Origin of the sequence: Trichococcus sp. (assembly GCF_049684335.1) — a bacterium.
Classification (GTDB): Bacteria; Bacillota; Bacilli; order Lactobacillales; family Aerococcaceae; genus Trichococcus.
Genome location: NZ_JBAVFV010000014.1, coordinates 1 through 13,071, shown reverse-complemented (window position 1 = coordinate 13,071; position 13,071 = coordinate 1). Strand labels below are relative to the sequence as shown.

Sequence of the window (13,071 nt, the reverse complement as noted above, 5' to 3'; positions counted from 1 at the left end):
TTTTTTGTACGGGTTCGGCAAAACACCGTTAAGAGCTTGAATTTGTGTTACCTTCAACTAAATTATAAGGGGCAACTTATTTTCTGTCATGGATTTGTTCGCGCAGCGAACTTGGAGTTTTTTGTGTTATCCGGAATGTTGATGGCTTATAAAAATAATTGTTTAAGCACCGGCTTATGGGTGAATGTTAAGAAGCGGTCAGTACAGTTGTTGTATCCATACTTCACATTTAGCTTGATAACATTGATATGGTTAGTGGTCGATCAACTGAAGCACGGACATGCAGATGCAAATTTTATTATACAAGTTATCATAGACACATTAAGTCTGGATGGTTATGGTGCAATATGGTTTTTACCAGCGTTGCTGATGGCTGAAATCTTTTTTCTGATGATATTCAGAGGGCATAAGAGGAGCATCCTCTTAGTTGGTTGTTTAGTGTTGCTGACTTCTGTGAGTGGAATGTATTTACAGGTTGCTATTCCGCTTGAAAGAGACTTGCTGACCACGTATTTAGAACGATTCTACAATATGTTTAATCGGTCTTTGATTGGAGCTGTTTTTATCTGGTTCGGGTACAGCCTCTTTAGAAAATTAGAGAAGGTAGATACTGTTGCCAACAAACCGAGACTGATCATTTTGGGGATTGTGATGTTTGTCGCCAATTTCTTTTTAGCACAAAGCAACCCCTCGGTAGATTTACATTATTCTGTCCTGAATAATCCAGTATTGTACTATGTGTGCGCACTACTGGGCACTGTTTCCACGCTGTTGTTCTTTAAATTTATTATTCCGAATAATAGGGTTTTAGAGTATTTTGGCAGAAATTCAATGATAATTATGGGAACTCAGTCGATTGTTCCGCTAACAGAAATTTCAAAGAATATTCTAGGTATGACGGGGATGTCTTTTGAGCGATATTCCTATGATGTTATGATTTGTATTTTAAGCATGATCATGAATCTTGCGATAATCGAATTGATCAACAGATTCTTTCCTTATATTTTGAGGAGAGTGCCTTTTAGGGAATTTACTGCAAATGCTGGATAACTAATAAAAAAGAAGAGACCATCCAAACTAAAATGGATGATCTCTTCTTTTTCGTTGCTATTTTTTATCGGCATCCTCTGGGTGCAGGTGCACGATTTTTTCCCCGCCCAAAATATTTTTCACATCAGTCCGGCGTTTGTCTTTTTGGGCTTCGACCAATTTCTTAGGCGTAATGTCATTACCCTCAGGATCGTAAACCTTTGAATTCAAAAGGATTTCATCAAATGAACTGCGGAATGATTTAATGTAGGTTTGGCGCAGTTGTTGCTGCTCGATTTTTTCGGTTTCGGTCAGACCTTCCGTCGATTTGGCTTTACGGGCCAATTCATTGATTCTGTTTAACAGTTTTTCCATATATGTTTCTCCTCTCATGTGGAAGGAGATATCAGAAGTGTTTGTTGTACCAAGCTTTCGCCGCAACAACCTCTTCATTCGTCAGTGAGTGCCCAGCGTTTCCCCAATAAATGGATACCTCACTGCCGGCTCCTTCTAGTGTTGCCTTCAATTCCGTACTTTCTTCCGGTGCGCAAAGCGGATCATTTGTGCCCGCACCGATAAAGACGGGAAGGGAATGCAGATCAGGCAATTGACGATTGCGGAACGGCACCATCGGATGATGAAGGATGGCCCCTTTGACAGCATCTTTGAAAGAGTATATCATACTCCCGGCTATATTTGCACCATTTGAGTATCCGATCACTACGATGTTATTCCGGTCGAAACCATATTCTTTGGAGGCATCATCCAAGAATGCAATCAATTCCTTTGTGCGATAATCCAAGTCGTTTTCGTCGAATACGCCTTCTGCCAAACGGCGGAAATAACGGTTCATACCGGATTCGGTCACGTTTCCGCGCACACCCAGCAGCGAAGCTTCCGGATCGATCGCCTCTCCAAGGAAAAACAGGTCGTGCTCGGTTCCGCCTGTGCCGTGCAATAATAGCAACAAAGGCCTTTCCGGAGTCCCTTGTTTGAAAATATGTTGATGATTCATCTAGATCAATCCTCTCTGTTTAAACGTTGCGCACTTCGAACGGAATGAGTCCTGCCGTCAATGCCTCGCGTCTGCTTTCGTATTGCGGCGGCAACATCAATTTCTGGCCCATCGTTTCGCGTGGCTCATCGATAGCGAACCCCGGCGAATCCGAAGCAATTTCGAAAAGGATGCCGCCTTTTTCCCTGAAGTAAAGGGCTTTGAAATAATTGCGGTCCCGGACTGGCGTGGCGTGCTGTCCAAGGGCGGTGACATGCTTCAGCCAATCCAGATGATCCGCTTCATCTTTGGCGCGCCATGCGATATGATGGACGGTTCCGACACCCATGACGCCGGCGCCGACGGAAGTCATCTTGATGTCGACGGTATTGCCGAGAGCAGCCTCGGAACGGAAGCGGATCAGGTCATCTTCCTCCGCGATGCGTTCCAATCCCATCACTTTTTCGACGACAGCTGCAGTTTCCTCGGGCGCTCCCGTCAACAGGACGGCTCCCGCAAAGCCTTTGATGGCATGTTCGGATGGCACGCCGTTGAAGGAATAAGGATTATTTTTTCCGTCTTCACGCTCCACCAATTCCAGATGCAGACCATGGGGATCATCAAAGTCCAGGTAATTTTCCCCGAAGCGGGTCGATATATCGAACGGAATGTTGTAATCGGCCAGGCGGTTTTTCCAGAATGGCAAGGATCCGGCCGGAACCGCATAAGCGGTGATGCCGACCTGTCCATCACCGATGCTGCCTTGGCGGGATTTGGCCCAAGGGAAGAACGTGATGACGGTCCCGGGATCGCCATCCGCGTTACCGAAATAAAGGTGATACGTTTCCGGATCGTCGAAGTTGACGGTCTGTTTGATCATGCGCATCCCGAGCACACCGGCATAAAAGTCGACGTTCTCCTGCGGATGTCCCACGATGGCGGTAATATGATGGATTCCTGCTGTTTTCTTCATTATAAAAGACACTCCTTTTTACTTGCTTTGGGTTTATCAAACTTATTATCTCGAATTCGAAATAATAATAACATGTGGGAATGACACTGTCAAATAGTAAGCATCCAGCAGTCGCAAGTCCGAAATTTTCCTGTGGGTAAATAAAAAGTTAAGATAGGAGTAAAATTTACCGCGGGGCATATGCTATAATTAAAGCTACAACAACAGAGGAATGAGGGGTAATTTTGCAGGATAGCAGCATCGATCAAGTCATACGGGATTTTGTCAGTAAAGGCATTGCGGCCCATCGCATCCATAGCCTGGATGAGCGATACGCCATCAATCACCTATTGGGCCTATTAGGGATGGATGCTTATGATGTTCAAAAAATACCTTCCATTCCTTTGCCCAATTTACTGGACTCACTGGATCGGATGATCGGCTATGCGATCGGAAAACGTCTGATTTCAGATGTTCCTGAGGAAATCGAAATCATGGAAGCACAAGTCATGGAACTGGTCACACCTTTGCCTTCAGAAGTGAATAAGCGTTTCTGGATGCATTATGAAGAAGCACCGATGCGGGCAACCGATGAGTTCTATCGTTTGAGCCAGGACAATGACTACATCAAGACAAGGAAAATCGCAAAAAATAAACATTTTTCGATCGATTCCAAGTACGGCAAGCTGGAAATCACGATAAACCTTTCCAAACCTGAGAAAACGCGTCAACAGATGGAATTCGCGCGCCAAACGGAAGGCGGCAACTATCCTGTTTGTGCGCTTTGTATGGAAAACGAAGGATACCGAGGGAGAGCGGACGCCGCCGCAAGAAGCAACCATCGGATCGTGCGCGTTCCTTTGTTCGGGGAGAATTGGGGCTTTCAGTATTCGCCTTATTCCTACTACAACGAACACTGCATCATCCTTTCCGAAGAGCATGTGCCCATGAATGTCACGGAAGAGACGATTGCGAACCTGTTGGAGATCGTGACGATCTTCCCGCACTATTTCATCGGTTCCAACGCGGGCTTGCCGATTGTCGGGGGTTCCATCCTTAGCCATGAACATTATCAAGGCGGGCGGCACCACTTTCCGATGGAAGCTGCCCAAGTGCTCCGGAACCTGGCACTGAAAGGTTTCCCGGAAGTCGAAGCGGAAATACTCTATTGGCCGCTTTCAGTCATTCGTCTCTGTTCAGAGGATAGGGATGTAGTCGCTGCCGCCGCGTGCATCATTATGGAAGAATGGCAAAGCTACAGCGATCCGCAAGCCGATATTTTAGCGGAATCTTCAGGCATGCGCCATAATGCGGTGACGCTCATTGCCCGTCGTGCCGGAGAAGCCTACGAGATGGATGTGGTGTTGCGGAATAATCGGACAACCGAAGCGTTCCCTGACGGCATCTTCCATCCGCATCCCGATGTCCAGCACATCAAAAAAGAAAACATCGGCTTGATCGAAGTGCTCGGCCTGGCCATCTTGCCGCCGAGATTGGAAACGGAGCTTAATGAAGTTGCCGACTATTTGCTGGGTAAAAACGATACCGTCGCCTCCTGCCATGCGGAGTGGGCCGAAGAACTGAAGCAGCAAGGGCCTTTCGAAGAAGATTCCATCATGGAAATGATCCACGATGCGGTTGGTGAAAAATTCGTGCGCGTGATCGAGGATGCGGGTGTGTATAAGCAAACACCTGAAGGGCAAGCGGGCTTTAATCGCTTTTTGAGCACACTAGAACAAAGACATGAAAATGCATAGAAGAACGACGGAGGTGGAGTAGAATGGCTACCATGAAGGACATCGCAGAAAAGGCAGGAGTCTCGACTGCGACAGTTTCGCGCGTGCTGAACCATGATGAAACTCTTTCTGTCGGATTGGAAACGAAAGATCGGATTTTCGCAGCCGCAAAAGAGTTGAATTATACCAAAACGAAAAAAAAGAAAAGCAGAGAAAAGATTCTGCTTCTGCAATGGTACACCCAAGAAGAAGAGTTGGATGACCTCTATTATCAAGGAATCCGTTTGGGGGCAGAAGAACGTGCCGAGGCCGAGGGGTACGATGTCGTACGCGTTTTCCATGATGTGACATTCGATATTGAAAAGGATGTCATCGGCATCGTGGCAATCGGCAAGTTTGGCGAACGACAAGTGCAGCGGTTGATGGATTTCGGGAAGCCATTATGCTTCATCGACTCGGATCAATTCAAATGGAAACAGGATTGCGTCATCGTGGATTTTGCATCCGCGATGGAACAAATCATTGCCGAAATGGATAGAGGCGAACATACTAAAATCGGTTTTTTGGAAGGCAAGGAACTGACGAACGATAAAGAAATGTTGGTACGCGATCTGAGGTCGGAGCTGTTTCTTGCTGAGCTGCGCAAGCGGGGCTGGTACCGGGATAAGTATCACCGCAGCGGGAGCTTCAGTACTTCTTCGGGATACGAGATGATGAATCAGCTGCTTAGCGATAATGGGGAACAACTTCCGACTTTCCTGTTTGCCGAAAATGATGCGATCGCCATAGGAGCCTTACGTGCGCTTCAGGAAGCTGATATTGCGGTTCCTGATCAAATTGCGGTAGTCGGATTCAACGACAGCAAGGTCGCCAAATACGTCTATCCGCCATTATCGACCATCCGTGTCGATACGCGCGAGATGGGCAACACAGGCGTATCTTTGTTACTGGACCGCATTGCCTACCCACGGAAAATTTCAAAGAAAATCAGCTTATCCACTGAATGGATTAAACGCGCATCGACAAAATGATGCTTTCAAATCGGAGCTGAACCGCTTTGGAAAAGAAGAAGCCGCCCCAACAAACCGTTACAGGTTGTTGGGGCGGCTTCTTTTCATATCATTTCAAAAATGAGTTTTATTTTTTCCAATCATCGATTTTATCATTTGCCTTATCTGCTAAATCATCGGCTTTATCATGGATATCTTCTTTGATTTCACCTTTTTTTTGTATTGCTTCGCCGCGTGCTTGTTGGAGTTTACCTTCTAATTCTTTTCCTGAGTCATTCACCAAGTCACCATATTCTTCTTTGATTTTGCCGACAACTTTGTCCTTCATGCCTTTTGCTTTATCACCCAAATTTGAATTCATGATGTTTCCTCCTTTTGATGGCACACTTTTTAACTACGCTTACTATAACCTATTTTAAAGCATTTATTCTTAGAATCAAGCAATAACCCTTGAGTCGGACTGCGTCATCTAGAGTCGTTCGGAAAGTATTCGGAAGGATGGATGCTTTTTATCGCTTTGATTAAATGCTATACTAGATGAGCAGAATAAGCAGTGAAAGGAGGCTATTATAGATGAAAACATTAGCCATAGAATCCTCAAACCAGACCATGAGTGCGGCTGTATGCGAAAATGGCCGCTTGCTCGCAGAGGTAACAACCAACGGAAATCTTCAGCACAGCACCCAATTGATGCCCGCCGTCGACCATGTCATGCAGCTTGCTGGATGCATGCCTGCCGATTTGAAACGTATCGCAGTCTCTAAGGGGCCAGGTTCTTACACAGGAGTCAGGATCGGAGCGACCATCGCTAAAACTTTGGCATGGACATTAGCGATTCCGCTAGTGCCGGTTTCCAGCCTGAAGGTTATTGCCGGAAATTGTGAAGGGACAACGCATAAGCTTGTTCCGATGATTGACGCGCGCCGCGGCAACTGTTACACAGCTGTTTATCAATTCGAGGACAACTTGTTGATGGAACGGATTGCCGACACACATATAGCCAGCGAGGATTGGTTCCAGCGTTTGTTAGCGGAAGAAGGCAGCTATCTGTTCGTCGGAGAGGATGTAAGCAAATATCGCGAGCGCATCGGTGAATTATTCAAGGAACGCGCTCTGTTTGCGGGAGAATCACAGGCTTTGCCGCGCGCGAGCGTTCTGGCCACACTTTCGGAATACGGAACAGCGGAGGATCCGCATGTATTTGTGCCGGCCTATTTGAAAAATCCGGAAGCTGAAGAAAAATGGGAAGAACAGCATCACAGTAAACGGAGGGAAGACTACGTTGAAAGAGTGGATTCATCGATTTAAATCCGTGTACAAGGAGATACAAGCCGATATTCTGGCTAAATTCCTTTCAAAGCGCGTTCCCTCCGGTGAGGAAACCTATTTGCTGCGTAATCAGTTACCTGTCACATTGATGGTAGGCAGAAAACAGCATATTCCGGATATTCTCTATATCGAACGCATGAGTTATGCTGGAGCGACTCCTTGGGGAAGAACGGCATTGGAAAATGATATGCTGCAGAATCCAAAATCGCTGTATTACGTTTTGTATGAAGGGCATGCGCCCATTGCTTTTTTGGGTGTCAGATTGGATGGGAAAGATATCCATATCACTAATTTGGCGGTAGTACCTGAATATCAGCAGATGGGTGTGGCTACTTTGTTGTTGCGGGTATTGAAGGGTTTTGCGGACGAAAAAGGAGCCACCAGCATCAGTCTGGAAGTGCGGATTTCAAACCACAGAGCGAAGGCCCTGTACGCGAAAATGGGTTTTCTGCCGGAGCGGGTCAAGCAACATTATTATCACGGCGATGGAGAAGATGCTTTGGAAATGGTATGGCCGTTAGCGGGAAAACAATTGGAAGAAAAGGAAGATGTTCATGCAACGCACTTTTGAAATCTGCGACCTGAAGGCGGACGCAGGAAAGTTGGAGCAACATGCACAGGCTTTGTACGAACTTACGTTACTGGCCAACGAGGGGCATTCCAGTTGGAAAGCTGCCTCGTTCCTGTCTGAATTGAAGGATAAGCATTCCCTTTATACAGGCTGCATGGAAGAAAATAAGTTGGCGGGCTACATTTGCTGCATGGCAGTTGTGGATGAGGCGTCGATCAATAATTTTGCTGTAGCGCCTCACCAGCAGGGAAAAGGAATCGGAACAAAATTGTTGCAGGAGATGATTGCCTTGCTGAAAACAAAGGGCATGGAGCGGCTTTGGCTTGAAGTCCGTGTCTCTAATGAAGCTGCCTACACCCTGTACAAAAAGATAGGCTTTACAGAAATATTCCGCAGAAAAGATTATTATCAGAATCCGATCGAGGATGCCTACATCATGGAATTGGCGTTGACATCGGAAAATATAGAGGAGGCGAAAGGCTGTTGAAAGAAACAGATGTGACCATACTCGCGATTGAGAGCAGTTGCGATGAGACAAGTGTAGCTGTGGTGAAAAATGGAAATACGGTCCTTTCGAATGTTGTCGCTTCCCAAATCAAAAGCCATATGCGCTTTGGCGGGGTCGTACCGGAAGTGGCGAGCCGCCATCATGTCGAGCAGATTACCCAAATCGTTGAAGCGGCATTGCATGAGGCCCAGGTCACTTTCGATGCAATCGATGCAGTTGCTGTAACGCATGGCCCAGGTTTGGTCGGGTCGTTGCTGATCGGCGTCAGTGCGGCGAAAGCGTTGGCTTTTGCGCATCAGAAACCGCTCATTCCGGTCAATCACATGGCCGGCCATATCTATGCGAACCAGTTGGTGACGCCAATGCGCTATCCGTTGCTGTCCTTGGTTGTCAGCGGGGGGCATACGGAATTGGTATATATGGAAGCGGACGGCTCTTTCGACATCATCGGCGAAACGCGTGATGATGCTGCGGGAGAAGCTTACGACAAAATCGGCCGCATTTTGGGCTTGCCTTATCCGGGCGGGAAAAAAATGGATGAAATGGCTCATGAAGGCAAAGAAACGATGCATTTTCCGCGTGCTATGATCAAAGAAAACAATTATGATTTCAGCTTCAGCGGTTTGAAAAGTTCCGTCATCAATACTGTCCATAATGCGCGCCAAAAAGGAGATGATATCAACCCCTACGACTTGGCCGCCAGTTTCCAGGCAAGTGTCGTGGAGGTTTTGGTGCATAAGACTTTGCGCGCAGCCAAGGAAAAGAACATCAAGCAACTGTTGTTGGCTGGCGGAGTCGCCGCCAACAGAGGGTTGCGTGAGGCTTTGTCCGCAAAAATGGCAGTAGAGCTTCCGGAAGTCGAGGTCGTCATTCCGCCGCTGTGGCTTTGCGGGGATAATGCAGCGATGATCGGGGCTGCGGCTTACACAGAATACCGACAGAAACATTTTGCTGGATACGATCTGAATGCACATCCTGGACTCGTACTCGGAGAATAAAATAAGAAGAGGAAGCTAGTCGACTAGAGCGACACAAGCTTCCTCTTCTTTTGTACTTTTTAATCGATCAGCGCTCTGCAGTAATCCGCATCGAGATCCAAAAAATCGGTTACGATGACGGTTGCCAAGGATAGATCCTGCGGAGGGAACTCGAGATTGCGGAAACCGATGCATTTGCAGCCGGCCGCGTGTGCAGAGGCAACCCCATTTCGGGAGTCCTCTATGACGACACAGTTTTCCGGGTTTGCTTTCAGGTTTTCTGCAGCATCCAGGAAAATATCCGGCGCAGGCTTGGAGTGCGCAACGCTTTCTCCTGAAACAAAATAGCTGAAATATTTTTCGATGCCCAATGATTTTACAGCTTTTTGAATATCCGTCAACGGAGAGGAAGAAGCAATTGCTAGAGGGACACTCGCTTCATGCAGGCGTGCAATGAAGGGAATCACACCCGGGATCGGCTGCAGGCCATCTTCTTCCATCAGGCGGTTCCGGATGACGTTCGCCCGTTCCACCAATTCGCCGACCGGGGCATCCAGGTTGAATTCATTTTTCATTGTTTCCCACATGTACTCATGCGTCGTCCCTTGATAGCGGAAATGGTATTCAAGCTCGGTGTCCACTCCGAATTCCTTCAATAACATACTTTCTGATCGCAAAAAGAATGGTTCTGTATCGATGATGACACCATCCATATCAAATAAAACAGCCTCCAACATATACTTACCTCCATATCCATACTATTGGTACTTGTTCCAGTGCATCTTAACGAAAGTTCAGGCATTACTCAACTAAAACAGGAAGAGCAATGCCGAAACGGTTATCAGCTTCACTATTCGCTCAGTTCCTCAAGCGCGGTTGTCTGATCTTCCCATTCCTGCATCAGCTCATCCTGCCGCGCCTGTAGGGCGAGCAATTGCTGATTGAACTGTTGGACTTTTTCATGATCACCGTAGACTTCAGGCTCCGTCAATTGCAGTTCAATCGCAGCGATGGCCTCCTCTACGGTCGCCAATTCATCCTCCAAAGCCTCCACTTGCCTGGCTAGTTTTCTTTCCAATTTCAGCTTTTCCTTGGAAGAAACGTAATCCCCTTTGGCTTTCGAAAGAAGCTCAGCGGCGGTTGTTGCTTCGGCGGAATTTTCGGCCTGCTGCAGAGTTGCCAGCGCCGCTTCTTGTTGTTTCTTTTCAATATAGTAATCATAGTCCCCGAGGTACAATTTGCTGCCTTCAGCGGAGAGCTCAACAATGCTTGTCGCAATCCGATTGATGAAATAGCGGTCGTGAGAAACGAAAAGCAGGGTGCCGTCATAATCAATCAAGGCATTTTCAAGAACTTCCTTGCTGTCGATGTCCAAATGGTTCGTGGGTTCATCGAGGACCAGAAAGTTCTTTTGATCCAAAGCCAACTTGCAGAGCGAAAGCCTAGCCTTCTCGCCGCCGCTCAATGCCGGGATCGTTTTTTCGACATCGGCGCCGGAGAACAGGAAGCTTCCCAGGATGCTGCGCACATCTTTTTCGTTCAACGTAGGGTGAAGATCCCAAATTTCGGCGAGAACGCTCTTGTTTTTGGAAAGGTTGCCTAATTCCTGGTCATAATAACCAAGGTCCACATTGGCACCGAGCTGGACTCTGCCTTTCAAAAGCGGAATCTCGGAAATGATTGACTTCAGCAAAGTGGACTTGCCTATCCCGTTCGGACCGACAATCGCAATCGCTTGCTGTTTGCGGATATCAAGATTGATTGGGTCAGCCAGGACCGTGTCAGCATAGCCGACTGCGCCGTTTTCAAGGGTCAAGACGACATTTCCGCTCTCTTTTGCGATTTCGAAGGAGAAGCGAGCGGAACGTTCATCACCTTTTGGTTTATCCATCCGGTCCATTTTTTCAAGACGTTTACGGCGGCTTTGCGCCATCTTGGTCGTGGAGGCGCGCGCCAAGTTACGGGCGACATAATCCTCCAATTTGGAGATTTCATCTTGTTGCTTCTCGTAAGCTTTCAATTCCTGTTCCAGGCGGGTGGCTTTCTCGGTCAGATAGTAAGAATAGTTCCCTTTGTAGTGCTGGATTTTATGGCGGCTGATTTCGTAGACTTCAGTGGCGACTTTGTCCAGGAAATAGCGGTCATGGGAAACAATCAAAAGCGAGCCGTTGTAACCGATTAGATAATTTTCCAGCCAAGCCAGCGTGTCGATGTCCAAATGGTTGGTGGGCTCATCCAAAATGAGCAGATCGTTCTTCTCAAGCAGGATTTTGGCCAAAGCAAGCCTTGTTTTCTGGCCGCCCGACAATTGGGAAATCGGGCGATCATAATCTTCTTCGTAGAACTGGAACCCGTGCAACACCGAACGGATTTCAGATTCGTAGCCGTAAGCATTCTTTTCATGCAGAGTATGCTGAAGATGGTCGTAGCGTTCCAAAGCTTTTTGATACGCCTCCTCGTCTTCGAGCAGGTCCGGATCCCCCAACGCGAAAGCGGCTTGCTCAGCCTCTTTGCTTAATTGGATGAGGTGGGCAAAAATGGTCAACATTTCTTGCCAAATCGTATTGGAGGAATCGACCGCGCTATGCTGATCCAAATAGCCGATCGTAACTTCCTTGCTCTTGGAAACAGAACCGGCATCCGTTGCTTCGATGCCTGCCAAAATTTTCAGCAGGGTTGATTTTCCTGCTCCGTTTCGGCCGACGAGCGCAATGCGCGAATGGTCCTGGACGGTAATTTGAATATTATCGAATAAGACGCTCGCCCCAAAAAGGCGCGCCAAATTTTGTCCTTGTAGTAAAATCATATGTAGTGTCCTCTTTCTAAACAAATACTCGCATTTATCCTTTCCATTTTATCACAGCAAGCACTGATTCGATAGGTACAAGCAGAGTTATTGCTATATTCACGTATTTGTGCATGTGAATTTTATTAATGACCCCGCTTACAATTAGTATTGTATTTCACATATTGTTCAAAAATGCATTCACAATCAAGTCCGGTTTCGAACAAATTAGTAGATTTTTCACAATCAGATGCTATAATAGTCAATATGAAATGAAAGCTTAAGTATGTGAACATACTTTTTAAAGTTTGTGCATTCGGACAAACAATTATGAGGTAAGAAATGAACGAGGAAAGAAGAGGAGAAAATAATGTCGACGAAGGATATTCCAAAAGCTACGGCAAGGAGGTTGCCGATTTACCACCGCTATTTACGCTTTTTGCATAATGCTGGTAAAAAACGTGTTTCATCCACTGAATTGAGTGAAGCAGTAAAAGTGGACAGTGCTACTATCCGTAGGGATTTTTCATATTTTGGCGCACTAGGTAAAAGAGGATACGGTTATGATGTCGAGTATTTGTTGGATTTCTTCAGCAAGACCTTGAACCAGGACCGTCTGACGAACGTTGCTCTGATAGGTGTTGGTAATTTGGGACATGCCTTGTTGAACTACAACTTCCATGTAAGCAATAATGTGCGCATCAGTGCGGCATTTGATGTTAATGAAGGCATCGTCGGGAAAATCCTTAGCGGCGTGCCCGTTTATCCGATGACAGATATGGTTGAGCAATTGCGCATCCAACAGATTGATGTAGCCATTTTGACCGTTCCCCAAGAAGTGGCGCAAGATGCCACTAACCGATTGACCGAAGCGGGTGTTCGCGGCATCATGAACTTTACCCCGATCCGTCTTTCCGTTCCGGAAAATGTCCGCGTTCAGAATGTGGACTTGACGAATGAATTGCAGACATTGATCTATTTCTTGGACAATGATATCGGCTGAGCAAAGCCGACAGCCGAGTAGAAGAAAACGCAAAAAGAAGGATGAGGGCTGCCTCACAATGTCATTAACTTAAGGGTATTGACAAATAAGAGACAGTGGAAATGGGAGATAAATCCTCTCATTTCCACTGTCTCTTTCTTTTCTGACAATCGAAAGCACGACGAAGCAAGGCAACTC

The 13,071-nt window shown here is 46.7% G+C and carries 14 protein-coding genes; 8 read left to right on the top strand and 6 right to left on the bottom strand.

The window, feature by feature from the left end:
• Positions 1 to 1,050, top strand: a 1,050-nt coding sequence (locus WBM30_RS03850) for an acyltransferase family protein (protein ID WP_424899466.1), incomplete at its 5' end; no start/stop codon positions are given.
• Between the two features lie 57 nt (positions 1,051 to 1,107).
• Here the strand turns inward: WBM30_RS03850 and WBM30_RS03845 are convergent.
• From WBM30_RS03845 to WBM30_RS03835, 3 genes are read right to left on the bottom strand one after another with little or no spacing between them, the layout of a single operon-like run.
• On the bottom strand, positions 1,108 to 1,404 hold the full coding sequence (locus tag WBM30_RS03845) for a DUF896 domain-containing protein (RefSeq protein ID WP_424899465.1): 297 nt from the start codon (positions 1,402 to 1,404) through the stop codon (positions 1,108 to 1,110).
• 31 nt (positions 1,405 to 1,435) lie between these two features.
• A complete protein-coding gene (locus WBM30_RS03840; RefSeq protein WP_424899464.1) occupies positions 1,436 to 2,044 on the bottom strand; it encodes an alpha/beta hydrolase in 609 nt (202 codons plus the stop codon).
• Positions 2,045 to 2,063: 19 nt separating this feature from the next.
• A complete protein-coding gene (locus WBM30_RS03835) occupies positions 2,064 to 2,996 on the bottom strand; it encodes a ring-cleaving dioxygenase (RefSeq protein WP_424899463.1) in 933 nt (310 codons plus the stop codon).
• A 224-nt stretch (positions 2,997 to 3,220) separates the two neighbouring features.
• On the opposite strand from WBM30_RS03835, the gene galT reads away from it, so the two are divergent.
• Both galT and WBM30_RS03825 read left to right on the top strand, forming a co-directional pair.
• Positions 3,221 to 4,732, top strand: a complete 1,512-nt coding sequence (gene galT / locus WBM30_RS03830; protein WP_424899462.1) for a UDP-glucose--hexose-1-phosphate uridylyltransferase — start codon at positions 3,221 to 3,223, stop codon at positions 4,730 to 4,732.
• A gap of 23 nt (positions 4,733 to 4,755) precedes the next feature.
• Positions 4,756 to 5,742, top strand: a complete 987-nt coding sequence (locus tag WBM30_RS03825; RefSeq protein WP_424899461.1) for a LacI family DNA-binding transcriptional regulator — start codon at positions 4,756 to 4,758, stop codon at positions 5,740 to 5,742.
• Positions 5,743 to 5,848: 106 nt separating this feature from the next.
• Here WBM30_RS03825 and WBM30_RS03820 read toward each other — a convergent pair whose 3' ends face one another.
• Positions 5,849 to 6,082 (bottom strand): CsbD family protein, encoded by a 234-nt coding sequence (locus WBM30_RS03820; protein WP_424899460.1) that lies wholly within the window; start codon positions 6,080 to 6,082, stop codon positions 5,849 to 5,851.
• A gap of 212 nt (positions 6,083 to 6,294) precedes the next feature.
• Here WBM30_RS03820 and tsaB point away from each other — a divergent pair, with 212 nt between their 5' ends.
• The 4 genes from tsaB to tsaD are packed head-to-tail and all read left to right on the top strand — an operon-like array spanning position 6,295 to position 9,127.
• Positions 6,295 to 7,029, top strand: a complete 735-nt coding sequence (gene tsaB, locus WBM30_RS03815) for a tRNA (adenosine(37)-N6)-threonylcarbamoyltransferase complex dimerization subunit type 1 TsaB (protein WP_424899459.1) — start codon at positions 6,295 to 6,297, stop codon at positions 7,027 to 7,029.
• Positions 7,004 to 7,621: a ribosomal protein S18-alanine N-acetyltransferase gene (gene rimI, locus WBM30_RS03810; RefSeq protein ID WP_424899458.1), complete on the top strand. Its 618-nt coding sequence runs from the start codon at positions 7,004 to 7,006 to the stop codon at positions 7,619 to 7,621. Before tsaB ends, rimI (WBM30_RS03810) begins: the two co-directional genes overlap by 26 nt.
• Positions 7,605 to 8,108: a ribosomal protein S18-alanine N-acetyltransferase gene (gene rimI, locus WBM30_RS03805; protein ID WP_424899457.1), complete on the top strand. Its 504-nt coding sequence runs from the start codon at positions 7,605 to 7,607 to the stop codon at positions 8,106 to 8,108. The genes rimI (WBM30_RS03810) and rimI (WBM30_RS03805) overlap by 17 nt, the downstream gene beginning before the upstream one ends.
• Positions 8,105 to 9,127, top strand: coding sequence for a tRNA (adenosine(37)-N6)-threonylcarbamoyltransferase complex transferase subunit TsaD (gene tsaD / locus WBM30_RS03800; protein ID WP_424899456.1), 1,023 nt, complete (start codon positions 8,105 to 8,107; stop codon positions 9,125 to 9,127). The genes rimI (WBM30_RS03805) and tsaD overlap by 4 nt, the downstream gene beginning before the upstream one ends.
• A 59-nt stretch (positions 9,128 to 9,186) precedes the next feature.
• Here the strand turns inward: tsaD and WBM30_RS03795 are convergent, their stop codons facing one another.
• Both WBM30_RS03795 and WBM30_RS03790 read right to left on the bottom strand, forming a co-directional pair.
• A complete protein-coding gene (locus tag WBM30_RS03795) occupies positions 9,187 to 9,843 on the bottom strand; it encodes an HAD family hydrolase (RefSeq protein ID WP_424899455.1) in 657 nt (218 codons plus the stop codon).
• 113 nt (positions 9,844 to 9,956) lie between these two features.
• Positions 9,957 to 11,912 carry an ABC-F family ATP-binding cassette domain-containing protein gene (locus tag WBM30_RS03790; protein WP_424899454.1) on the bottom strand — a complete coding sequence of 652 codons (1,956 nt, stop codon included), beginning with the start codon at positions 11,910 to 11,912 and terminating at the stop codon, positions 9,957 to 9,959.
• Between the two features lie 349 nt (positions 11,913 to 12,261).
• On the opposite strand from WBM30_RS03790, the gene WBM30_RS03785 reads away from it, so the two are divergent.
• Positions 12,262 to 12,894: a redox-sensing transcriptional repressor Rex gene (locus tag WBM30_RS03785; protein WP_424899453.1), complete on the top strand. Its 633-nt coding sequence runs from the start codon at positions 12,262 to 12,264 to the stop codon at positions 12,892 to 12,894.
• The last annotated feature ends 177 nt before the right edge of the window (positions 12,895 to 13,071 follow it).

What these genes read in the sequence shown, in the direction of transcription:
- WBM30_RS03790 (WP_424899454.1), bottom strand. Translation starts at nt 11,912, where the DNA reads ATGATTTTACTACAAGGACAAAATTTGGCGCGCCTTTTTGGGGCGAGC.
- WBM30_RS03795 (WP_424899455.1), bottom strand. Translation starts at nt 9,843, where the DNA reads ATGTTGGAGGCTGTTTTATTTGATATGGATGGTGTCATCATCGATACA.
- WBM30_RS03845 (WP_424899465.1), bottom strand. Translation starts at nt 1,404, where the DNA reads ATGGAAAAACTGTTAAACAGAATCAATGAATTGGCCCGTAAAGCCAAA.
- WBM30_RS03835 (WP_424899463.1), bottom strand. Translation starts at nt 2,996, where the DNA reads ATGAAGAAAACAGCAGGAATCCATCATATTACCGCCATCGTGGGACAT.
- tsaB (WP_424899459.1), top strand. Translation starts at nt 6,295, where the DNA reads ATGAAAACATTAGCCATAGAATCCTCAAACCAGACCATGAGTGCGGCT.
- WBM30_RS03840 (WP_424899464.1), bottom strand. Translation starts at nt 2,044, where the DNA reads ATGAATCATCAACATATTTTCAAACAAGGGACTCCGGAAAGGCCTTTG.
- WBM30_RS03820 (WP_424899460.1), bottom strand. Translation starts at nt 6,082, where the DNA reads ATGAATTCAAATTTGGGTGATAAAGCAAAAGGCATGAAGGACAAAGTT.
- rimI (WP_424899457.1), top strand. Translation starts at nt 7,605, where the DNA reads ATGCAACGCACTTTTGAAATCTGCGACCTGAAGGCGGACGCAGGAAAG.
- WBM30_RS03785 (WP_424899453.1), top strand. Translation starts at nt 12,262, where the DNA reads ATGTCGACGAAGGATATTCCAAAAGCTACGGCAAGGAGGTTGCCGATT.
- WBM30_RS03825 (WP_424899461.1), top strand. Translation starts at nt 4,756, where the DNA reads ATGGCTACCATGAAGGACATCGCAGAAAAGGCAGGAGTCTCGACTGCG.